The sequence below is a fragment of the Streptomyces sp. NBC_00271 genome (assembly GCF_036178845.1).
GTDB lineage: Bacteria > Actinomycetota > Actinomycetes > Streptomycetales > Streptomycetaceae > Streptomyces.
The window spans coordinates 1,098,415-1,120,101 of the sequence record NZ_CP108070.1 but is presented as its reverse complement, the minus strand read 5'-3'; the positions used below and the strand labels follow the sequence as shown (position 1 = coordinate 1,120,101).

The 21,687-nt window shown below is 68.4% G+C and carries 18 protein-coding genes and 5 pseudogenes; 13 read left to right on the top strand and 10 right to left on the bottom strand.

From position 1 onward, the window contains the following. Positions 1–951 (top strand): tyrosine-type recombinase/integrase, encoded by a 951-nt coding sequence (locus OG798_RS05550; RefSeq protein WP_328756449.1) that lies wholly within the window; start codon positions 1–3, stop codon positions 949–951. A 6-nt stretch (positions 952–957) separates the two neighbouring features. Here OG798_RS05550 and OG798_RS05545 read toward each other — a convergent pair whose 3' ends face one another. Further along, entirely contained in the window at positions 958–1,467 is a 510-nt protein-coding gene (locus OG798_RS05545) for an NUDIX domain-containing protein (RefSeq protein ID WP_328759989.1), read from the bottom strand. 76 nt (positions 1,468–1,543) lie between these two features. Here OG798_RS05545 and OG798_RS05540 point away from each other — a divergent pair. Then, positions 1,544–1,858: pseudogene (locus OG798_RS05540) on the top strand (NUDIX hydrolase); the annotation flags it as partial. Between the two features lie 68 nt (positions 1,859–1,926). Here the strand turns inward: OG798_RS05540 and OG798_RS05535 are convergent. The 3 genes and pseudogenes from OG798_RS05535 to OG798_RS05525 form a co-directional block, all read right to left on the bottom strand. Continuing rightward, positions 1,927–2,474 (bottom strand): annotated as a pseudogene (locus OG798_RS05535) (GNAT family N-acetyltransferase). Positions 2,475–2,737: 263 nt separating this feature from the next. Beyond that, positions 2,738–3,322, bottom strand: coding sequence for a 3'-5' exonuclease (locus OG798_RS05530; RefSeq protein WP_097226961.1), 585 nt, complete (start codon positions 3,320–3,322; stop codon positions 2,738–2,740). 391 nt (positions 3,323–3,713) lie between these two features. Continuing rightward, positions 3,714–4,158: pseudogene (locus OG798_RS05525) on the bottom strand (NUDIX domain-containing protein). A gap of 212 nt (positions 4,159–4,370) precedes the next feature. Here OG798_RS05525 and OG798_RS05520 point away from each other — a divergent pair. From OG798_RS05520 to OG798_RS05475, 10 genes and pseudogenes are all read left to right on the top strand, one after another. Further along, positions 4,371–5,036 carry a vWA domain-containing protein gene (locus tag OG798_RS05520; protein WP_328756448.1) on the top strand — a complete coding sequence of 222 codons (666 nt, stop codon included), beginning with the start codon at positions 4,371–4,373 and terminating at the stop codon, positions 5,034–5,036. 19 nt (positions 5,037–5,055) lie between these two features. Further along, positions 5,056–6,102 carry a hypothetical protein gene (locus OG798_RS05515; RefSeq protein ID WP_097226963.1) on the top strand — a complete coding sequence of 349 codons (1,047 nt, stop codon included), beginning with the start codon at positions 5,056–5,058 and terminating at the stop codon, positions 6,100–6,102. After that, positions 6,099–6,929 (top strand): hypothetical protein, encoded by an 831-nt coding sequence (locus OG798_RS05510; RefSeq protein WP_097226964.1) that lies wholly within the window; start codon positions 6,099–6,101, stop codon positions 6,927–6,929. The genes OG798_RS05515 and OG798_RS05510 overlap by 4 nt, the downstream gene beginning before the upstream one ends. Positions 6,930–7,170: 241 nt before the next feature. Further along, complete coding sequence (locus tag OG798_RS05505; protein ID WP_328759988.1) at positions 7,171–8,385, top strand: IS256 family transposase; 1,215 nt, start codon at positions 7,171–7,173, stop codon at positions 8,383–8,385. Positions 8,386–8,622: 237 nt separating this feature from the next. Further along, a complete protein-coding gene (locus OG798_RS05500) occupies positions 8,623–9,363 on the top strand; it encodes a vWA domain-containing protein (protein ID WP_328759987.1) in 741 nt (246 codons plus the stop codon). Positions 9,364–9,607: 244 nt separating this feature from the next. Next, positions 9,608–10,270 (top strand): annotated as a pseudogene (locus OG798_RS05495) (exonuclease domain-containing protein); the annotation flags it as partial. A 499-nt stretch (positions 10,271–10,769) separates the two neighbouring features. Beyond that, positions 10,770–12,905 (top strand): telomere-associated protein Tap, encoded by a 2,136-nt coding sequence (gene tap / locus OG798_RS05490; protein ID WP_328756447.1) that lies wholly within the window; start codon positions 10,770–10,772, stop codon positions 12,903–12,905. Between the two features lie 4 nt (positions 12,906–12,909). Then, positions 12,910–13,467, top strand: coding sequence for a telomere-protecting terminal protein Tpg (tpg, locus tag OG798_RS05485; RefSeq protein ID WP_328756446.1), 558 nt, complete (start codon positions 12,910–12,912; stop codon positions 13,465–13,467). Between the two features lie 216 nt (positions 13,468–13,683). Continuing rightward, positions 13,684–14,067, top strand: a complete 384-nt coding sequence (locus OG798_RS05480) for a hypothetical protein (protein WP_097226970.1) — start codon at positions 13,684–13,686, stop codon at positions 14,065–14,067. 199 nt (positions 14,068–14,266) lie between these two features. Further along, entirely contained in the window at positions 14,267–14,656 is a 390-nt protein-coding gene (locus tag OG798_RS05475; RefSeq protein WP_328756445.1) for a replication-relaxation family protein, read from the top strand. 96 nt (positions 14,657–14,752) lie between these two features. On the opposite strand, the gene OG798_RS05470 is transcribed toward OG798_RS05475, so the two are convergent. The 5 genes and pseudogenes from OG798_RS05470 to OG798_RS05450 all read right to left on the bottom strand — a co-directional run bounded on the left by OG798_RS05470 (position 14,753) and on the right by OG798_RS05450 (position 19,358). Beyond that, positions 14,753–15,751, bottom strand: a complete 999-nt coding sequence (locus OG798_RS05470) for a sugar phosphate isomerase/epimerase family protein (protein WP_328756444.1) — start codon at positions 15,749–15,751, stop codon at positions 14,753–14,755. Between the two features lie 36 nt (positions 15,752–15,787). After that, on the bottom strand, positions 15,788–16,984 hold the full coding sequence (locus OG798_RS05465; protein ID WP_328756443.1) for a Gfo/Idh/MocA family protein: 1,197 nt from the start codon (positions 16,982–16,984) through the stop codon (positions 15,788–15,790). A gap of 108 nt (positions 16,985–17,092) precedes the next feature. Beyond that, the gene (locus OG798_RS05460; RefSeq protein ID WP_328759986.1) at positions 17,093–17,950 is read right to left on the bottom strand and encodes a sugar phosphate isomerase/epimerase family protein; all 858 of its coding nucleotides are present in this window, start codon (positions 17,948–17,950) and stop codon (positions 17,093–17,095) included. A 203-nt stretch (positions 17,951–18,153) separates the two neighbouring features. Further along, positions 18,154–18,330, bottom strand: a pseudogene (locus OG798_RS05455) (ABC transporter permease); the annotation flags it as partial. After that, complete coding sequence (locus OG798_RS05450; protein ID WP_328756442.1) at positions 18,330–19,358, bottom strand: sugar ABC transporter substrate-binding protein; 1,029 nt, start codon at positions 19,356–19,358, stop codon at positions 18,330–18,332. The pseudogene OG798_RS05455 and the gene OG798_RS05450, both read right to left, overlap by 1 nt. Before the next feature lie 448 nt (positions 19,359–19,806). Between OG798_RS05450 and OG798_RS05445 the strand changes: the two genes are divergently transcribed. Continuing rightward, on the top strand, positions 19,807–20,835 hold the full coding sequence (locus OG798_RS05445; protein ID WP_257039568.1) for a LacI family DNA-binding transcriptional regulator: 1,029 nt from the start codon (positions 19,807–19,809) through the stop codon (positions 20,833–20,835). Positions 20,836–20,961: 126 nt separating this feature from the next. On the opposite strand, the gene OG798_RS05440 is transcribed toward OG798_RS05445, so the two are convergent. Further along, positions 20,962–21,660: a LuxR C-terminal-related transcriptional regulator gene (locus tag OG798_RS05440; protein ID WP_267060545.1), complete on the bottom strand. Its 699-nt coding sequence runs from the start codon at positions 21,658–21,660 to the stop codon at positions 20,962–20,964. Between the last annotated feature and the right edge of the window lie 27 nt (positions 21,661–21,687).

Here is a 21,687-nt window from a genome sequence, read left to right as displayed (position 1 = left end):
ATGATCCGTGCCCTGGTCGGGGTGTGGTTGTTCGGCGGGCTACGGATGGACGAGATCCGCCGACTCGAACTCGAATGCGTCCGCTGGGACCAGGCCACCGACCCCGACAAGGGCGAGACCTACCGCGTCTGTCTGCTGCACATTCCGGCGAACAAGACGACGGCGGCATTCTCCAAGCCGGTCGACCCCATCGTCGGTGAGCTCATCGATGCCTGGAAGGACGTTCGCCCTGCCCAGCCGGACATCACCGATCGCAATACCGGACAGCGACGCCAGCACCTGTTCTGCTACCGCGCCCAGCTCATCGGCTCCGCCTACCTCAATGACAAGCTCATCGCGATTCTCTGCGCGAAGGCCGGCATCCCCGAGTCCGACTCCCGCGGCGCACTTACGAGCCATCGGGCTCGCGCCACGATCGCCACCCAACTGCTGAACGCCAAGGACCCCCTGTCTCTGGCTGACCTGCAGCAATGGCTCGGACACAAGCACCCATCCAGCACCCGCTACTACGCCAAGATCCTCCAGCGGACGCTGTCAGCGGCTTACAAGAAGGCCGACTACTTCGCCCGGAACGTGCGCACCATCCAGGTCCTCATCGACCGTAAATCCATCCTCACGGGCGCTGCCGCCAGCGGCGAGCAGCCGTGGAACTGCTACGACCTGGGTGAGGGCTACTGCTCTTACGACTTCTTCGCCAAGTGCCCCCACCGGCTGGCCTGCGCCCGCTGCCCGTTCTACGTCCCCAAGACCTCAAGCCGCGGCCAGCTCCTAGCCGTCAAGGACGGCATCGACGAAATGCTCGAACAGCTCAACCTCACCGACGACGAACCCGAAGCCCTCGAAGGAGACCGCGAAGCCGTCACCGCCCTTGCCGAACGTCTCGCGGACACCCCACCCCCGCCGGCCCCACTCCCAGGGACCTCGGAACGACCGGCGCCTTCGTCCCACTGACCCGACTCATGAGCACCGTTCCTGCGCAGAATCCGGGGCAGCACGACAAGCGAGATATCGATCGAAAACCGCCTGGCTATCAGGAGTGAAGGTCCACTGCTGCAGAGCCCGTCGCAGCTCGGACTCAGTCAGCCACCCGTGCCAGGCCACCTCTTCCGGATCGGGGGCGACGATCTCCGGAAGCACGGCGTCACAGACCGCAAGCCAGTGAGGGCTGAGCCCGCCCCGGTTGAGGAACTTGAACCGAAGGCACGCTGTTGCCCGCACTCCCAGCTCCTCGCTGAGCTCGCGGGCAGCTGCCTGCTCATAGGACTCGCCGACTCCCGCAGCACCCCCGACCCCGAGTTCGTAGTGCCCTGGGAAACGGGACAGGTGCTCGGCACGCCGATGGACGAGAAAACGGCCTTGCCTATCGCGGCACACCACCACGCCAACCCGGTGCAGCCAGCCCTCCCGAACGGCGTCCCGCCGACTGACTACCCCCAGCACACGGTCCTGAGCGTCAACACGTTCCACGAGTTCATCCACGACGCACACGATCGCAGAACCCACTGACACCCGCCCGGAATGCCCGGACAGGCACGCAGTCAACGTCGCTGAGGAGACCGGCTGCGACGCGGTGGTCGAACGCCTGCTGGGCGTGGACTCGAGGGTGATCCCCGCGGCCGCCGCGCGTGCGGGCGTCGAGCACCAGAATGTCGGCATCTTCTACCGGGTCCGTATCACCGGCGGCCAACTCCGGCCTGAGCCGAACGGCGACATCGCCGAGTCGGTCTGGACTGCGATCCCCGACGTCGCTGTCCTGCGCCGGTCATCGCTGGTCGACATCGGCCTCGCCCTGGCGCAGACCGTTCCGGCAACCGGCCACGTCGCTCCCGTTTCAGTCGGCGGCCTGATCCAGCACTGAGGCACCACCAACATCTACCTGGCGCGCTTGACCGAAATCCGGCTCCGCGCGTAATTGATCGGGCAGGCTCAATCGCCTTGGGCGTGCAGGTGCATGTCGTGTCGGCCGTCGTCGTGGACGGCGGCGCTGCGCTTGGTGCCTTCCAGGAGGTAGCCGGACTTGGTGGCGACCCTGCAGGAGGCATGGTTGCGCGTCGAGTGGTCCAGCTGCAGGCGGTGGAAGCCGATCTCGTCCAGGGCCCAGGCGGTGAGCGCCGTGAGGGTGCGAGAGGCGGCACCGGCGCCGCGGCCGGCCGGGAGCATCCAGTACGCGGCGCCGGCGATGCCGTCGTCGAAGTCCAGGCCGCGCAGTGCGATCCGGCCGAGCATCTGGCCGTCGTCGCGGGTGATCGCCCAGTGGCCGTCGTCTCGCGTTCCCAGTCCTGGCGGTATGCGTCGAACCATTCCCGGACCTGAGGCTCGGTGGCGGGCCGGCGCGTGTGCCAGCGGCGGATCTCGTGATCCTGGTAAGCGGAGAGGAATGCTGGTGCGTCGGCTGGTTCCCAGGGGCGTAACAGCAGACCCCCGGTGGCGGGAAGCGCAGGTTGAGAGGAGTCAGCGAGGAAGCCGGAGGGAATGGCGGATGGCGTCGACAGGGTGCGAGTCGTGGACCATGATCACGCAGCGGTGACCACGCACGTCAAGGGCAGTAGCGGCTCACCCCCACCTGCGCGGGGAAGGCCCATGTGTCTGTAAGCACTTCTTTGGGCTCCACTGCACGGAGTTCTTTTGGCTCCATAGGCAGGCTGGAGGGGGTGTGCGGGCAGGGTATTCGCGCCCCTGTAGCAAGGTGATTCGGCCCCACTTCGATCGGGTGGTTCTGCTGGTCCGGGTGGGTGCGTCAGACGGGGTGTTCGACCGTGGCTGGCCAGACGCCCCGTTCGGACAGGTGGAGCACGAGGGCCGCGATGTTCCAGGCATCGTCCTCGCCCCGGTGGTGACGGCCTTCAAGCGGCCGCCCGGCGATCTCCAGGGCCTGTGCCATGCCGGGGCGTTTGCGCAGACCATACGCCTCGGTGAAGACCGCCTTGGCGTTGGTGTGGTGGCGGCCGAAGGGGTAGGGCGTCCGTGTGGCCTGGCACTGCCGGGTGAACTGGTGTCGGTCGTAGTCGCCCCAACTGACCCACGGCCGGGTGCCTGCGCGGTGCTCAGCCGCCAGCAGCTGGCATGCCTCGGCGAAGCTGACCCCCTGGTCGACTTCGTGTGGGGTGAGGCCGGTCAGCTCCGTGCAGAACTCGCTAACCGTGGACCGGACGGGCCTCACCAGGATCCGGTGCCGGGCGAGGCGCTCACCGGCAGCCAGGTCGATGACGGTCAGTCCGATCTCGATGATCTCGCTGACCGCGCCAGGCGGCTGGGAACCGGCCCAGCAGGTCGCCTCGACGTCCACGACGTTGACGAGGCGCTCGGTCCAGGTGCTGTCCATGGCGGGGAGCGTAGGGAGGGGCGGCGGCTGGGGCACCTGGTTTTCGGGGCTGCCCCGACGCCGGCCCGCTCTATATCGTCCTCACCTGCGTCGGATTCCACCAGAACACCGCGCCGACGGCCGGCAGTGAAGCACTGGAAACGAACAATTCGTCTTCAAGGACTACGAGAACCACCCAAGACTCGCAGAACGCCCTCTGAAAGCACGGACTACATCCGTGCCGCCACAGTCAAGCATCGTCCCGTTTACGTCGTTCGACGGTGCACCCCGGCCCCTGCCCAGAAGGGCGGTCTCGCTGCCAAAGCGTCCGCTGCGCCGCATGAGTAGCTCGGCTCAAGTGCGACAGAACCTTGAAGTCCTCGAAGGTGAGGGCCCGGTGGAACTGGCCGATCTAGCGCCAGCCGTCCAGAGACACTTGGAGGCCGTCGGTGAGGTAGCGGTGGAGGGCGCTGGCGGTGGTGTCCACGAACTCCTCGGGGATGGCGTCGGCGTGGACCCGGCGGACCTGGGCGTGTTTGTGCGGCTCGCGGTTCTCGGGTTCGCCGGTCCATTCGTGGGCTGCGAAGACGACGGTGAGGAAGCCGCCTGGGGCTTCGACGCCCCCAGGCGCCGCGGATGATGTGGGCGACCTTCAGGGCCTCGGGCTTTACCGTCAGGCCGGTCTCTTCGAACAGCTCGCGCACGGCGGTTTCGGTGATGGGTTCGCCGGGTTCGCTCTTGCCGACGGGGAGGTCCCACATGCCCTGGGCGAACTTGGCGTTCTGGCTGCGTTGGAGGAGGACGACGCGGTTGGCGGCCTTGTAGTGGACGATGACCGCGGCGACCAGCAGGATCATGGATTCGAGGGCGGGTTTGAGGGCTTTGGGCTGGTCGTCGGTTGTCCGCTGAGCCACGGCTGGTGGCCCTTCGTCGGCCGGTTGGTGGGCAGAACGGCTCGCACGCCACGGCCCGATGACGCTCAGGCGATTCGTTCGCTAGGCTGACGGACGACGCAAGGCCGAGCCACGACGGACGCGCCAGCTGCGTATGGGGAGAGGGGAACTGGACCGTGCAGCGTGTACTGCCCTTCTACCTGGCTGTGGACACCTCGACATCCATGTATGTGTCAGGGCGCCTCGACGCGGTGCAGGAAACGGTCGTCCGGTTCACTGAGGAACTGCTGAGCAACCCGCTCCTCGGCGAGCATATTCGGCTCGGCCTCGTGACCTTCAGCGACCAGGCGGAGCTGGTTCTCCCACTGACCGACCTCACCGAACTGCGTTCCCTGCCACGGCTGTCCGGGCACGGCGCCGCCCATTACGGCGTTCTCTTCCGCTACCTGGGCCGGGTGATCGAACGAGACCTGAGGGTCCTCCGCGCCCATGACACAGTGACCTTCCGGCCCTTCGTCTTTCTCCTCACCGCCGGTATGCCTTCGGACTCCGGCTGGGAGCAGGCGTTCCACGAATTCGACGAGCTGACACGCGCGCAACTGGTGGTCATGGGTGTCGGCATGGAGGAACTGCCACCCGAGGTCCTGCGACGCCTCAACCCGGTGGACGCCGAGGCGTGGAGCGACGTTCCCGCCGATGTACTCGCAGCCAGGATCACCTCGGTGCTGGAGAGGTACGCCATGTCGTTGATCGCCTCGACGATGGTCTCGATCAACCGGGACTCGGATCCGCCTCGAATGCCGCCACCGAACCCGCCGCTGAACGAAACCGACATCCGCTGACCGACTGCGGAGGAGTGACGTGACCGTTCAGCCTGTACCCCATACCTGGCCCAGCCTGCCACAGCGCGTACCGGAGGGAGAGCTCCGCACCTATGGGGCCGGGTCGCGAGGCGGCTCGTCCACGGTTTTCGACGTCTTCGGCCATGAGGACCGCGTCCTGTACAAAAAGTACGCGATCCAGCGTTCCGAGGCCGACCTGGACCGCCTGGTACGGCTCCACCGCGAGTTGGACAGCGACAGCAATGACGGTGCCTTCCTACGGCGCCGCTTCGCCTGGCCGCTCGCTGTGGTGACGGCGGACGGCGGGGCGGTGTCCGGCGTGCTCGTACCGAAGGCCGAAATGACCTACCGCGCGCAGCTCTCCACCAACAGGGTGCGGGCCCGGGACTTCAACTACCTGCTCTACGAAACCCGCGCGGCCCGCGTGGGCGTCGAGCCGGCGACCGTTCGGGAGAAGCTCGTGCTCCTCCGGCTGACGGTCGAAGCGTTTGCCTGGCTGGAGGAGCGAGGCCTGGTGCACGAGGACATCTCCGCCGGCAATCTGCTGTGGAGCGTACGGCCCGAACCGGCAGTACTCATTCTGGACTGTGACTCGATCCGGCCAGCGGGCAGTACAGTCGACGATCCGCTGCTCACCACCACGGATTGGACCGATCCCCGCGTGCTGGGCGGTGAAGTTCCCCGCCCCGACCAGGCTTCGGTCACCTACGCCGTCGGCCTGCTGACCGCCCGGGTATTCGGCACCCCGTCGTGGCGTCCCTCAGCCACCGATTCCCAGGACTCGCCCCAGGAAGGGGTACCAGCGGCACTGCTGCCAGTCCTCCGTGAGTCAGTGCGCGCGACGACTCCTCGCCCCCCGCTGCACCGGTGGCTTGCGATTCTCGACGAGGCCCTCGAGGACACTCCGGCGCGTACCCACACACCACGCACGGCGGTGCGTACGACGGTCTCCGAGCCATTACGGCAGGGCGGTTTGAGCTACGGAGTCAAAGAAAGAGTTGCACTCGCTGTAGGTTTGGTCTGCGGCGCAGTGGCGGCGATTCTGCTCCTCATCGAGATGCTGTGAGCGAGGCGCCGGTGGGGGAGGGCGTACCGTCGACGTTCGCGGAGCGCCTGTCGAACTGGTTCGGCCGGACCACACAGATTGTCACCGGCGTAGCCGGGTTCTCCTACGCCTTCGGCTGGGTGCTGGCCGCACGGTTCTACGGCAGTTTCGGGGTGGCGCCGGAGGAGGCCGGCATCTCCTTCAGCTGGCTGGCGATCCGTGCGTTCCTCGTCGGCATCGCGGGTCTCGCCCTCTTCCTCGGCGCCCGGTGGCTGCTACGCGCGGCCGAACGAGGCCGGGCGGTAGTGCACATCGTCCGGAGCCGCGCCATGATCACCCTGCTGATCTCCGCCAGCTGCGTCGCGGTTGCCACGGTCGTCTCCGTCGCAGCCTGGGCGTCAGCGCGCGGCGGCAGGGCCGGCACAGTCTCGGTAGTCGCCATCCTGGCCTGCGGCGCGTCGACTGCCCTCGTAATCTTATGGTTGCGGCCGTCGGGTGTCCGACTCGGCTGGAACAGCAGTCTGTGGCTGCGCGGTGTCGGCGGCGCGGTGCTGGGGTTCGTCATCGTCGGCCTCGTCCTGTTGCCGTACCGCCTCGGTGATCATCTCGCCGCCGATGTCCGCGAAGGCCGACCGGTGCGCCTTCCGATGGCCCTCGGTGTACCGGCCTTCCAGGTCTCCCAGGTCCGGCTCGCCCTCGCCGACGGCTCGAAGCCCGCGACCGACCCGTTGGCGGCACTCGGCTGCGTCATGCGTCTCGGCGGCAACGGCACAACGTCGATCTACTATGCCAGGGGCCGGGTGCTGCGCATCGCCGACGACAACGTGACCGTGGCGTCACCGTGTTGAACGAGATGGCTGGTACGCACATGCCAGCTGAAGATCAATTGGCTTCCGAGCAAGCACCTCCGTCCCGGCGCCGTTACGCGTGAGACGCCCAAGGCACCCCAGGGGGGGAGTGTAAATCTAACGGCGGATCCAACGATCATGGGAGGGACGTCAAGTGGCTGACACCGCCGTGGAGTTGGAGACCGTGGAACCTGTCGAGAGTGCCCCGTCCGGGCAGCCTGCGCCCGTTTCTGACGAGCAGCTGGTCGCGACGCTGGTGGAGCGGGCCCGGTCGGAGGGGCTGCAGCTGACCGGGCAGGGCGGGCTGCTGCAGCAGCTGACCAAGCGGGTCTTGGATTCTGCTCTGGAAGGTGAGATCACCGATCACCTCGGCTATGAACGCCACGATGCTGTCGGCCGGGGCAGCGGCAACTCCCGCAACGGGAGTCGGGCCAAGACCGTACTGACCGATGTCGGGCCGGTGGAAGTAAAGGTGCCCCGCGACACTGCCGGCAGCTTCGAGCCGCAGATCGTCAAGAAGCGACAGCGGCGCCTGACCGGCGTCGACGAGATGGTGCTTTCCTTGTCCGCGAAGGGCCTCACTCACGGAGAGATATCGGCTCATCTCGCCGAGGTGTATGGGGCGGAGGTGTCCAAGCAGACCGTCTCCACCATCACCGACAAGGTGATGGAGGGCATGGCCGAATGGCAGAACCGTCCCCTCGACCGCGTCTATCCCGTCCTGTTCGTGGACGCCATCAACGTCAAGATCAGGGACGGGAAGGTCGCGAACCGTCCCATCTACGTGGTGATGGCGGTGACGGTGGACGGCACCCGCGACATCCTCGGCATCTGGGCCGGCGACGGCGGCGAGGGCGCGAAGTACTGGCTGCACGTGTGCACGGAGCTGAAGAACCGCGGCCTGGACGACGTGCTCATGCTGGTCTGCGACGGGCTCAAAGGGCTCCCCGAGGCCGTGGAGGCCGTCTGGCCTCGCACGATTGTCCAGACGTGCGTGGTTCACCTGCTGCGGAACTCGTTCCGATACGCCGCCCGCCAGGACTGGGACAAGGTCGCAGGGGCCCTCAAGCCCGTCTACACCGCGCCCAGCGAGGACGCCGCGACGGAGCGGTTCCTGGAGTTCCAGGAGACGTGGGGCCGGAAGTACCCGGCGATCGTGAAGCTGTGGTCGGACGCCTGGGCCGAGTTCGTGCCCTTCCTCGCCTTCGACGTCGAGATCCGCAAGGTCATCTGCAGCACGAACGCGATCGAAAGCGTCAACGCCCGCATCCGCAGGTCCGTCCGCGCCCGCGGACACTTCCCCAACGAGGCCGCCGCCCTCAAGTGCATCTACATGGCGCTGATGAGCCTGGACCCGACAGGGAAGGGCCGCAAGCGGTGGACCATGCGCTGGAAGGCACCCCTCAACGCCTTCCAGATCGCCTTCGAGGGCCGCCTGACCCCGAGCAACAACTGACCACTCAACAACCAAGATCAGCCGTTAAATTGACACACCCCCTGCGCGCACATGTCGGGGGTGCCGGACCGGGCAGGAGGGCGACGTGGACATCCGCCACCGCCGACGGCCACCCCTTCTGGGCGGTCGGGCCGTTGACCTGGGGTGCGCCGGTCAGGGATCCGGTGGAGAACTCTTCCTTGTGGTACCGCCTCGACCGAGAGGATGAGAGTGTTGCGTGACACAGGAGTGGTGACCATGGGCAGGGTTCAGAATGAGGCCTCGGCAATCAGTCTGTCCAAGATGCAGACGCAGGCCCCGGATCTGCTGAGCCTCTACAAGGCGGCTGGGTCGAGCGTGCGCGCGCACGGTCTCGAGGGGGTGCGTGCTGCCGTGTATCTCGTGCTGGACCGCTCCGGTTCGATGCGGCCCTACTACAAGGACGGCACCATGCAGCATCTCGGTGAGCAGGTCCTCTCCTTGTCTGCCCACCTCGATGACGACGGCACGGTGCCAGTGGTGTTCTTCTCCACCGACGTCGACGGATCCACCGATCTCAGCCTCGGAGGGCATCGTGGCCGCATCAACAAGCTGCACGAGAACCTCGGCCACATGGGCCGGACGAACTACCACTGGGCCATGGACGAGGTCATCGACCACTACCTCGCTTCCGGCAGTGACGCCCCAGCCCTGGTGATCTTCCAGACCGACGGCGGCCCCACCAGCAAGTCCGCCGCCGAACGCTACCTGTGCAAAGCCGCCCGCCTGCCGCTGTTCTGGCAATTCATCGGCTTCGGCGACCTCGACGACAACGAGTTCGCCTTTCTCCGCCGTCTCGACGACCTGGCCGTACCCAGACACCGCATCGTCGACAACGCAGGCTTCTTCCACGCCGGCCGCGATCCGCGCACCATACGCGACGATCTCCTCTACGACCGGCTTCTGCAGGAGTTCCCCAGTTGGCTCTCGTCGGCTCGCACCGCTCAGGTCCTGCAGTGAGCGCCTGAACCGCATCGAACCGGAGGACCGAACTCGCCCGACGTGGCGTGAACAGTCGAATGCCCTCTCGATCCACTCCTCGGGCTCAGCCCGGATCGGATCGCGCGGCCGCGGTGCTCCGTGGCGTGTGCTGTGCTCCGGACGTCGGGAAACACCGGTGCGAAGACCGCCGGCCGAGACCCGGCAGAAGAGCGGTGGCCGCAGGATTTTGAGCAGTGGGGCGGGACAAGGGATGCTGACCGGCATGAATGGGGTGCCGATTTCCGATGATGGGTTCAACGCCGTGCCCGGAGCCACCGGGTGGGCGGTCGTGGACGTGGAGACATCGGGCCTGAAGCCGTACGAGCACCGGGTGCTCTCGGTGGCGGTGCTGACACTGGATCCGGCGGGGGAACTGGCGGAGGAGTTCTCCACGCTGCTGGATCCGGGCTGTGACCCCGGGCCGGTGCACATCCATGGCCTCACGACGGAGCGCCTGCGGGGCGCGCCCGCCTTCGAGTCGGTCGCCGAGCACATCGGGACGCTGCTGGCCGGCCGGGTGATGGTGGCACACAACGCCCACTTCGACTACGAGTTCCTCGCGCGCGAGTTCGCCCGGGCCCGTTCGTGGCTGCCGGTCTCACAGCGGATGTGCACCCTGGCGCTGAACCGGCGGGTCGCGCCGCCCACCGACGACCTGAAGCTGGCCTCCCTGGCCGCTTACTACAAAGTGCCGCAGCAGCGGGCGCACGACGCCCTGGACGATGCCCGGGTGCTCGCCGGGATCCTGAGAGGCTCCCTGGCAGCGGCGGGGGAGCTGGGCCTTTCCCTGCCGTTGGTGTCGTGCCCGCCCAAGCAGGGGTCGGGGTATCCGCCCCGCGTGCCCAAGACGCCCTGCGCGCACCGCAACCCCGGCCGGCCCGTGCCGAGAAGCCACTCCAGGCAGCGCATCGGCCACCTTGCGCAGGTCACAAGCCACCACAACCTCCATACCCCCGAGATCACTGGATGCTGAAGTTAGTGGGCGTCGCTGCCGGTGAGGGCTGGACAACCTCGTTCGCAGGGGGCTGCAGGAGGGATAACGCGATGCAGCTCCCAGGTGCTGAAACGATCCGCTGTCATCGCCACCGAGGGTCCGGCCGGGCTGCGCTCGATGGGGCGTCCCCTGTGGGCGGATCACACCGTGTCGGCGGCTGCGGGATCGGTCCGTGCAGGGGCGTTGTCGGCGCGGGTCGCGTGTTCGCCCGGGAGGGTGGAACCGGCGCGTCTTGCAGCGGTGTCGCCAGGCTCGGTGATTCGGGACCAGGTCGGGAGAACGGTCGTGGGAGAAGTCGGCGCGACACCCCGAATGTTCCATGAAAGGGTTAAAGGAAAGGGTTAAATGGCAGTGTGGGGCTTGGTAAGGTCCCGAGCGGAGGTAGTGGTCTGTGGCATCCGAGGAAGAGCTGTTCGCGTCGGTCGACGCACTGTTGGAGGCGGAGCCGCAGCTCCCTCATCCCGCAGAGCGCGCCCGGCTGCGTGAGGCCGCCGGTATCACCCAGGCCCGATTGGCGACCGCACTGAAGACCACAACTCAGTCCGTCAAGAACTGGGAGAACGGCCGGAGCGAGCCGAAGTCGCCCCGCCTGGAGGCATATCAGCGACTGCTGAACGGCTGGGCTGCGAAATACCCCGCACATGGCACGCCCGTGACGGTGCCGGCCCCGCTTCTTCCCTCGCCCCAACAGGAGACGCCTTCCACGGCGTTCACGGCCCCCGCACCCGCGCTCCACGAGACCGACGCCACCGCACCGGTGAAGACGCCCGACGCTTGGGCACCCCAAGGGCGCCCCATCGCCCTGCCCGCCACATCCGCACACCAGCCGGTGAAGAGGCCAGCTGCCCAACCCCTCGACACCGACCAGCGCTTTCCCCACGGCCCACTCGCCGTCCTGGACGGCGACGGCTCCGCCTACGCGACAGCCGGCATCGTGCTCGACTGCCCCGCCGCCACCATCCCGGAACTCGTGGAATGGACGCTCGCGGAATCCGGCCTCGGCGCAGCCAAACTGCACCGCAACGGCAAGGACGCCGATCCCCTGATCGTCCTCACCGCAAGCGCCGCGGTGAAACTCGGCCTCCCCGAGCACCTCGAGGGCCACGAGCAACGCCGCTCCCTGCGCCTGCCCGCCGACCACCCGGTGGTCAAGCAGGTGGCGAAGGCGAAATGGAACCTCACCCAGCGCGGCTTCGGCCCGTGGGCGCGCATCTACCGTCCCGCGCAGTCGGGCCGACGCCAGTGCGTCCAGCTCGCCGTCCTGTCCTGGGACGCCCTCGACGAGCGTTCCTGGCCGGGCGTCGCACAGATGGAGCCGGCCGACATCGCCCGCGTCCTGGGCGTCTACGCGATGAGGGTCAGCACCCCGCGCGGCAGCACGGCCGTCTGCGGACTGGAGCTCATGACCGCGCTGCGCCCGCCCACCCGGGCCCTCCAGGACAAGGAGACCGGGAACTGGGTGTCCGGCCACAACCCGGGTTCAGTGGGCACCGAACCGATGGATCCGGCGCCGCCGGAGGCCACCCCCGAACATCCCGTGGTCGTGAACTCCGGCTGGAGCGGTGGCTTCCTGGACGAAGAGGCCTACCAGTGGGTCCGCGACGTGGACCTGCTCACGGGGCAGGAGGCGGCCCTGCCGTGGGCGGTGGGCCTGGACCTGAACACCGCGTTCCTCGCGGCCTCGGCCCGCCTCACGGTGGGCCTGTCCGCCCCGGACCACTTCTACGCTCCCGCGTTCAACCCGAAGATCCCCGGCTCCTGGCTGGTCGACCTCAGCCGCATCGAGACGGACCCGCGTCTGCCCTCGCCGTTCACCCCGTCCGGGATCCGCCCCCAGGGCCCGGCCTGGTACCAGACACACACCGTCGCCTATGCCCAGGAACTCGGCCACAACGTCGCTCCGATCGAGGCGTATCTGCGCCGGGAGACGGGCGCGTACCTGGATCCCTGGCACGACCGGCTCAAGACCGCCTATGTCGACACCCTCGCCGACCTCGGCGTCACCAAAGACCTCACCGACACCGAATTCCTCGCGGCGATGGAGCGGCACAAGGATGCCGACCCGGCTCTGGCCGCGGTTCTCGCCGCGATCAAGGCAACCATCAAGGGCGGCATCGGCAAGCTCCGCGAGCGCCCGCAGGGCCGCCACTACCGGCAGGGCGAACGATGGCCCGCGCTGGAGCGCCCGACCTGGCGCCCCGACATCCGCGCCGCGGTCATCTCCAAGGCGCGCGTGAACATGCACCGCAAGCTGAACAACATGGTCAAGATGACGGGCCTGTACCCGCTGGCGGTACTGTCCGACTGCGTCGTCTACCCCTCACCCGGCCGCAGCCCGCTGGACTTCCTGCCCTACAGCGCTTCCGGCAAGCCCCAGCCCGGTGGCTTCCGCCTCGGCCCCACCCCCGGCCTGGCGAAACTGGAGGGCGTCCAGGATCTGGCCTGGGCAGTCGACCTGATGGAACAGGGCCTCAACCCCGCCCGCCACATCAAGGGCGGCGACGCCGTCATGGACGACGGAGAGTAGAACCGTGGGACAGATCGACGACGCGATCGAACGCGCCGACCGGGAAGCCTTCACCCGAGAACCGCCCAAGACCCTTCCGACCCGCATCAACTACCTCCTCAAACAGCTGGGGAGCGCGAAGGCCGTCGCGGCGGAACTCGGCGTCACCGCCGACTCGGTGAACCGCTACCGGCGCGGAGCCAGGAAGAACCCGCCCAAGGACATCACCGCCAAGATCGACGCCGCGGTGCGATCCCGCTGGCAGCCGCTGGTTCGCAAACGCCGACGCAAGCAGGCCGCCGCCACGGGCGGCATCACCGTCGAGACGAGGGCCCGCTTCGGCTACACCGCCCCCATCGGCACCACCGACGACGGCCGCTTCCGTCGCCTCACCGTCCACCTCCCCGCGACCTACGCACAGCGCCTCTTCGACGCCCGCGACGCCGGTGCCGACGACCAGGAAATGCGCCGGATCATCGCCGAAGGATTCAAGGACATCTACTTCCAGGACGGCGGAAGCCGCGCCACGGGAATTTCGGACGTGGCCATCAACGACATCGATTACCTCGACCTGGATTTCTGAACAGATCGCGTGCACGCCGAGCACTCGATCATTGTGAGCCGAAGCATGACAGTTGTCACCACGGCAGGCGCGTTGTCACTTCGCGGCAGTGGCTGGCTCTGCCGATGCGAACTTCGCGGTAGATGACATCGGGTCGATCGAACTGACACCGGCTGCGTCTGCCGAAGGTGCCTGTGCCCCTTACCCGGCCGCCGACCCGGCGGGCAGACTGCGCACATGCAGCTCCCCGCCGAAGCCGTTGCCGCCACCGTGCTGATCGAGGTCGTACGAATCTCCGCCCTCCCGACCAGGCGGGACGTCCCATACCCCGGCACGACGGTCGCCCACTGGGCAGGGAGCGAAGCTGCCGCAGCGCTGACCTTGATCGAGAGCCTGCCCGGCAGTGAACAGCACCGCTGCGGCTTCTCGCCCGGCTGGAGCGTCCGGGCGTACGAGAACTCTCTCGACCTGGCGCTGTTCGAGGCGGCGTTCTGCTTCACCTGTCACGAGGTCCGCATGCACGGAACGACCGTGCCACTCGCTCTGGCCACGCAGTTCTTCGACCCGGGCGCCCTGCCGGCCCAGAACCTGCTGTCGCTCTTCCGTACGGCAGCTTTGTAGCCGACCGACCGAATGGGCGTCACGCCCCGACCTGGTGACAGGAAGGCTGCCGATTGAGCGTCCGTGACCATCAGCCTGCCTCCCAGGTGACAACCATGCTGCTTCGGCCGGGGAGTGAGCGCGCGAATCGGCGACCTGTGCGGTCGGGTATCTGGGACATGGCTACCCGGCCGCAGACAGTTGTGAGCGCCGGCGCCGTATGGGATTGCCTCGAACCGGCAACAACATGATGTGGTGGCAGCCCGACCTCGGCCTGGTGGCTGGGGAGTCGGCCGAAGCGGTTGCCGCCGCGCAGGTCGCCGTCGACGCCTCCAAGGGGATCGGCACCATCACCTCCTACGCCACCGAGGTCGCGCTCCCGGTGAAGGGCACCTGGAAGAACCCCGCTATCGGCAGCGCCCGCGCCGACGTCGTCGTGATCGCCCCAGATGACGATGTGCCCCTGCTGTTCATCGAGGTCGACAACTGCACCGAGGAAGCCGTCCTCATCGCCGCGAAGTTCGACAAGTACGCCCGGTTCTTCAGGCGGAAGGAGGAGGACACCGACGGCATCGAGATCTGTGTGCGGTGGAACGACTCGGAGATCTAGTTCCTTGTGAGGCTGGCTCGCAGCTGACCGGGTGAGCGGGGCCAGTCGATGGCCCCGCGCCCGTCGGTGGGCACGGGGCCGTGTGGTGGGGTGGAACTACAGGGCGGCCGCGGCGCCCTGCAGGTTCTTGGCGGCCAGAGTCAGTCCCTCGGTCTGGGAGTAGGCGGCGTCCTCGTGTTCGATGTTCACGGCCATGTCCGGGTCGATCTCGGCGAGGGCGCGCAGGAACTCGGTCCAGTAGGCGACGTCGTGTCCGACGCCGACGGCGACGAACTTCCACGCCGGGTTCTCGGGCCAGGCGTTGCACCAGAACCCGTAGCCGGTGGGCACCTTGCCCGGCGCGTCGGCGGGCACGCGGGTGAACGAGGTGTCCAGCACGCCACGGATGTCGGCGCCGGGGCAGAGCGTCGCGTCCTTGGCCGCGGCGTGGAACACCAGCGGACCCAGCCACTTGATGCAGGCGACGATGTCCATGCCCTGCCACATCAGATGCGAGGGGTCCATCTCCGCGCCCACGTTCGTCGCGCCCGTCTCGTCGACGAGCCGCTTCACGGTGACCGGGGAGAACACCAGGTTGTGCGGGTGCATCTCGATGGCGACCCGGACGTCGTTCTCCCGGGCCAGCGCGTCGATCTCCTTCCAGAACTCGACGGCCACGCCCCACTGGTAGTCCAGGACGTCCATGTAGACGCCGTCCCAGGGGTTGACGACCCAGGACGGGTACTTGGCGTCGGGGTCGGAGCCCGGTGTGCCGGACATGGTCACCACGTGCCTCACCCCGAGCAGGCCGGCGAGGCGGATGGTGCGGCGCAGGTCGTCGGCGTGCTTCGGGCCGACGCCGGGGAGCGGGTTGAGCGGGTTGCCGTTGCAGTTGAGGCCGGTCAGCTCCATCCCGCGGTCGGCGAAGGTCGCCAGGTACTCCTCGCGCGCGGTGGCCGAGGACAGCAGCAGGTCGACCGGGCAGTGCGGGGACGGAATGAAGCCGCCGGTGTTGACCTCCACGGAGGTCAGGCCGTTCTCCTTGAGGATGTCGAGGGCCTCGGTGAGGGGCCGGTCGTGCAGACAGGCGGTGTAGGCGCCGAGTTTGAGGGCCATGTGTGTGCTCCTTGGACGCGGGTGGGGGGCAGGCGGTCAGGCGGCGGGCGGAACCGTGACGGCGGCGCCACCGCCCAAGGAGGACTCGACGACGGCCCGGATGATCTCCATGGTCCGCAGCGCGTCGGCGAATGTGGCGCAGGCCGGCAGCGGCTCGGCGACGCCCGCGACCTGGTCGAGGAAGGCCCGGGCCTGGTAGGTGAAGTTGTCGGAGTTGCTGGCGCCCACACCCGGCGCCTCCATCGGGACCCCGCCCGCGAAGTACGGCAGCTGCGGGCCGACGATGATCTGGCGCGCGCCTCGGGTACGAGCCTCGGGCTGGGCGTCGTCGAAGAGGTACTCGGCGGGCCGGTGCTGGTCGAACGCGGCGCGGCCACCGACGCCCAGGATGTCGAAGGACAGCCCGTTGGGCAGGCCGAAGCCGGTGCGTGTCACCGAAAAGGTGCCGACGAGACCGGACTCGAAGCGGGCGGTGAAGGACGCGGTGTCCTCGTTCTCGACCTCACCGAACTCGTCGGAGACGGGAGCCGCGTTGTGCCCCACGACCGCGCCCAGCGGCAGGGGCCGCTTGGGGATCTGCGTCGACAGCGAGGCACCGGAGACCGAGGCGATGGACCCCGCGACGTACTCGGCGGCGTCGATGACGTGCGAGCCGATGTCACCGAGCGCACCGGAACCGAGGCCGCCCTTGAACCGCCAGCTCAGCGGCCCGTTAGGGTCGGTCGCGTAGTCGCACCAGTAGCGGCCGCTGAACAGGGTCGGGTCACCCAGCTCGCCACGCCGGACGTGCTCGCGGATCGCGGCGATGGCGGGGGAGCGGCGGAAGGTGTACCCGACGGCGGTCACGACCTCGGCGGAGCGCTCCAACTCGGCCATGGCGCGGGCGTCTTCCAACGAACCGGCAAGCGGCTTCTCGCACAACACGTGCTTGCCCGCGGTGACCAGTGCCTCGGCGATCGGTCGGTGCAGCGCGTTGCCGACCACGATGCTGACGGCGTCGATCGTCGGGTCCTCGGCGACGGCCTCCCAGCTCGGGAGTGCCTTCTCGAAGCCGTAGCGGCGGGCGGCGTCCTCGCCGAGCTCGATGTTGGCATCGGCGATCGCGGCCAGCCGGACCGGCGGCAGACCGGCGCCGAAGACCGTGTTGACGTTGCGGTAGCCGGCGGCGTGGCTGCGGCCTGCCATGCCGGCGCCGATCACCGCGACGGAGAGGGGTTTGGCGGATGTGGACATGGGGGTGCCTCTCTCAAGGGTTCACAAGGAAGGTTCACGAGGAAGGAATGTCAGCCCGCACCCGGGACGTCCGTGCCGGGGCGGTCGTGCCGGGACGGACGTGGTCCGTCAGGACCAGGTGGCCAGGTACTCGTCGATCTTCTTCCGCATGAAGACGGAGGACTCCTTGGCGCGTTCTTCCCAGGCGAAGACACAGGCCGTGAGGGTGCCGTCGAAGCCGTTCGCGCGCAGCTCGCGGAAGAGTTCGGCGAAGTCGACCTCGCCCTGGCCGATGTCGAGGTGCTGGTGGATCCGGGCGTGCGTGCCGGGCGGGTTGAGTATGTAGCGGTTGCCGGAGGACGCGGTGTGGTCCAGGGCGTCGGCGAGGTGGACGTGGGTGAGCAGGTCGCCGGCGTACTGGATGATGCCGGGAGCGTCGTTGCCGATGTGGAAGGTGTGCGGGGCGCAGTACAGGAAGCCGACGTTCGGGTGGTTGATGCCGCGAATCAGGTTGATCGCGTCGTGGCCGTTCTCGATGAAGTCGTCGGGGTGCGGCTCCAGGGTGAGGCGGATGCCCTCCTGCTCCAGGAGCGGCAGCAGATCGTCCATCGACTTCCAGAACTGGGCCTCGCTGCGGTCCGGATCCTCGGGCCGGCCGTTGAGCTCGGAGATCATGCTGTCCACGCCGAGATCCGCGGTGATCCGGATGGCGCGCTTCCAGTAGCGGACGGCGGCCTGCCGGGCATCCTCGTCCGGTCCCGACCAGCGGAACAGGGGCAGGACGGAGGAGACGCCGACGCCCGCCGAGTCCAGTGCCTTGCGGAACTTCCGTACGGTCGCGTCGTCGACGCGCGGGTGCCGGAAGAAGGGGATGAAGTCCTCCCGGGGGGAGAGTTCGATCCATTCGTAGCCCAACTCGGCGACCACAGCGGGTAGTTCGAGGAGCGGAACGTTGCGGATCATGTAGGGATCGAGGGCGATCTTCACGAGAGTGTGCCTTCCGGTCACGGGGAGACGGTGGAGCGTTGGGGCAGGACGTCTTCCGTCCAGCGGCGGTGCCCGGCGGTGGGTGGAGGTTGGTGAACCGACTCGTGCACCGGGGATGCCGACAGGTCATGTCCGCCCTGCGCGTGGGGCCTCTACGTGCCCGAACGAGATCTCGTTGTTGGCGGTGCGGGCGAGGACGCCCGGGGTGACCCGCTCAGGGAGTGCACGAGTACGGCGGTGCCGCCGAGGAGCACGCCGTCCTCGGGTCGGGCGAGCAGCCGCAGTGTCTGGGAGCGCTGCTCGGTTTGTCCGTCGGTCTCCTTGGGGCCGGGGGCCGGCGGTGTGGTCACCGCCGGCTCTGCCTGCTGGGCCATGCGCATCACCGGGTGCCCTTCGTGGCGAACTGGGCGACGGTGTCGACGTTGGACTTGTCGACGAAGGCCGGGCCGGTCAGGATCGGCTGCTCGCCGCCGCCGCTGTAGTTGCCGTTCGTCTTGTAGAGCCACAGCGAGTCGACGGCCAAGTAGCCCTGGAGGTAGGGCTGCTGGTCGACCGCGAACTGGATGCTGCCCTTCTCGATGGCGGCGATGAGGTCCTTGTTGAGGTCGAAGGTCGCGACCTTGGCCTTGCTGCCGGCCTCGGACGTCGCCTGTGCGGCCGTCAGCGCGAACGGGGCGCCAAGCGTGACGACCTCGTCGATGGACTTGTCCTGCGCGAGCTTGGCGGTGATCGTCGACTTCACGGACGGCATGTCGGTGCCGTTGACGTAGAGGTTGTCGGTCTCGCCGCTGAAGGTCTTCTTCACACCGGCGCAGCGCTGTTCCAGGTTGATGTCCCCCTGGGCCTGCACGACGCACAGGGCGTGCTTGGCGCCGGTGTCGTTGAGCTTGGTGCCGAGCGCCTGGCCGGAGACGGACTCGTCCTGACCGAAGAACGACAGCAGACCCTGCTTCTTCCATTCGGACAGGCCGGCGTTGAAGCCGACGACCGGGATGCCGGCCGCCTCGGCCTTGGCGACCACGGCCTTCATGGCGTCGGGCTTGGCGAGGGTGACGGCGATGCCGTCGACCTTCTGGTCGATCGCGTTCTGCACGAGGTTGGCCTGGTCGGCGGCGGTCTCGTCGTTGGAGTAGATGAGTTTGACGTTGTCCTTGGCGGCGGCGGCCTCGGCACCCTTGCGGATGGTGTCCCAGAAGGTGTCGCCGGAGGGTGCGTGGGTGACCATGGCGATCGTCATGCGGGGGGTGTCGGCCTTGCCGGCCGACACCGCGGCCCCGCTCTCCGCGGCTTTCTTCCCGCCGGAGCTGCTGGAACAGCCGACGAGGGTGAGAGCGGCCGCGGCGGCCACCGCCACGGCGGGGGCGATTCTGCGGAAACGGGGAGAACGGGGAAGGGATGTGTGGCTCATGGCGCGTGCACCTCGCTGAGCAAGTGAGAGGGAGTGACGGGCAGTGGGCTGTGGATCGACGGCCGCGGGATGGGGCCGGGGAGGTCGGGGCGGCTTCGGTCGCGGTGTGTGGTGCGCGGGAGAGACCTGCTGCATCGGGTGCGGCGGGTCTCGGAAGCGGGTGGGGTGGCCCGAAAGCTGTTGGCAGCCGGACGCGGGCCCTCGACTCGGTGGGGTCAATGGCCCTGGGTGCGATGACCGTCCCGGGGTCGAGACGGTGCGGTGGCTTGGGGAACTCGGTCTGCGGGACGGTGACGTGGCCGGTCTCGGAATGCCGGGAGCCGTAGCGGTCCGAGCTGACTTCGTTGGAACGTCAGGACAATTTAAAGCGCTTTAAGTTCTGGTACTATCGGCTCGTTTCGTGAACGTGTCAAGGGTGTTGCCCGAGGAGATCTGCCGGGAGGTGCGAGTGGACGATGACGCTTCCGCGAGTCGCAGGGACGGCGCGAGCAAACGCCCCCGGCTGGAGGACGTGGCCGCCCGCGTGGGCGTGTCCACCGCGTCCGTCTCCCTGGTGCTGCGTGGTGTGCCCGGCCCCAGTGAGCGCACCCGGCAACGCGTCCTGAAAGCCGCCGCCGAGCTCGGTTACCAGGTGGACCGCACCGCCAGTCTGCTGGCCAGCAGACGCACCCGGCTGCTCGGCGTCATGGTGGACATCCACAGCCCCTTCCACGCGGATCTGGTCGAGCACCTCCACACGGCCGCCGAGGAGGTCGGCTACGACCTCGTCCTCAGCACCCAGACCCGCACCCGCGACGAACACACCGCCGTCGAGACGCTGCTGGCCTTCCGCAGCGAGGCCCTGATCCTGCTCGGCCCGACCGCCTCAGGGGACGCACTCGCCGCGCTGGACCGCAAGGCTCCCGTCATCGCCGTCGGCCGCCGGATCGCCGACGCCGACCTCGATGTCGTCCGCTCGGCCGACGACGACGGGGTCGGCCAGGTGGTCGACCACCTGGTGGAGCTCGGCCACCGCGCGATCACCTACGTCGACGGCGGCAAGGGTGTCATCGCCACCGACCGTCGCCGCGGCTACCGCGCCGCCATGCGTCGTCACGGCCTGGACGCGCACATCGGGGTCCTGCGCGGCGACAACACCGAGGCGGCCGGCGAACGTGCCGCCCGCCAGCTGCTCGACGGCGCCGAACTCCCCACCGCCATCGTCGCGTTCAACGACCAGTCCGCCATCGGCGTCCTGGCCGCTCTGTCCCGTGCCGGGGTCGCCGTCCCGGGCGAGGTGTCCGTGGTCGGCTACGACGACGACGCCCTCTCCCGCCTGAGCTGTTTCAATCTGACCACGGTCAGCCAGAGCGCCCGTGAACAGGCCCGGCATGCGGTGGTCGCCGCCGTGGAGCGCCTGGACCAGGGCCGCACCGAGTCCCGCGAGGTCGTACTGACGCCACGGCTCGTCCTGCGTGGCACCACCGCGCGTGTCTGACAGGCGTTCCGGGGTCGCGGCGGCCTCGTTCGGGGCGCGGCGCGAAGGGGAGGCGTGGCCTACGCGGAGTGGCACCGCGACGCGGACCTGCTCGCGGAGTCTGCGGCCTTGCGGTGCGGGTCGGCGTCAGGCGGCCGGTCGCACCAGGCCCGACTCGTAGGCGAAGGCCACCGCCTGCACGCGGGCGCGGGCGCCGATCTTGGCGAGGATGTGGCTGACGTGTGACTTGACGGTGGTCGGCGCGATGGACAGCCGCGTGGCGATCTCGGCGTTGGACCAGCCGGAGGCGACGGCGGTGAGGACGTCGCGTTCCCGCTCGGTGAGCATGTCGAGCCCTGTTTCCCGCTCGGTGGTGCGGGCCGGGTGCTCCTGGCGGACGGCGTCGATGAGCGCACGGGTGACGCTGGGCGTGGTGACGGCGTCTCCGGCGGCCACGATACGGACGGCCGCGGTCAGTTCGTCGGGGGTGGCGTCCTGGGGGAGGAACCCGCCGGCTCCGGCGCGCAGTGCCGCGTAGGCGTACCCCTCGTGGCTGCTCGGGGTCAGGACCAGTACGCGCGGGGGGTGTCCGCCGGCTGTGACGGGCTCGGGTGCCGGAAGTGGGGTGAGGGGCCGGGTGATGCGGCGGATGGCCTCGACGCCGTTCGGATCGGCTGCGTGAGTGCCCATCACGACGACGTCGGGACCGAGCGCGGCGCTCATGCGGACCGCCTCGGCGCCACTCGTCGCCTCGCCGACGACGGTCAGGTCGGGCTCGGCCGCCAGAAGCATGTGCAGACCGAGCCGGTGCAGGGACTGGCTGTGCACGACGAGTACGGAGGTCATGACGGGCGCCCTTCGTGAGGATGGGGG

Coding starts and splice junctions, on each gene's coding strand:
- OG798_RS05550 (WP_328756449.1), top strand. CDS start 1: ATGATCCGTGCCCTGGTCGGGGTGTGGTTGTTCGGCGGGCTACGGATG.
- OG798_RS05530 (WP_097226961.1), bottom strand. CDS start 3,322: ATGGACAGCACCTGGACCGAGCGCCTCGTCAACGTCGTGGACGTCGAG.
- OG798_RS05500 (WP_328759987.1), top strand. CDS start 8,623: ATGGGCAGGGTTCAGAATGAGGCCTCGGCAATCAGTCTGTCCAAGATG.
- OG798_RS05480 (WP_097226970.1), top strand. CDS start 13,684: ATGCAGCTCCCCGCCGAAGCCGTTGCCGCCACCGTGCTGATCGAGGTC.
- OG798_RS05475 (WP_328756445.1), top strand. CDS start 14,267: ATGGGATTGCCTCGAACCGGCAACAACATGATGTGGTGGCAGCCCGAC.
- OG798_RS05470 (WP_328756444.1), bottom strand. CDS start 15,751: ATGGCCCTCAAACTCGGCGCCTACACCGCCTGTCTGCACGACCGGCCC.
- OG798_RS05465 (WP_328756443.1), bottom strand. CDS start 16,984: ATGTCCACATCCGCCAAACCCCTCTCCGTCGCGGTGATCGGCGCCGGC.
- OG798_RS05450 (WP_328756442.1), bottom strand. CDS start 19,358: ATGAGCCACACATCCCTTCCCCGTTCTCCCCGTTTCCGCAGAATCGCC.
- OG798_RS05440 (WP_267060545.1), bottom strand. CDS start 21,660: ATGACCTCCGTACTCGTCGTGCACAGCCAGTCCCTGCACCGGCTCGGT.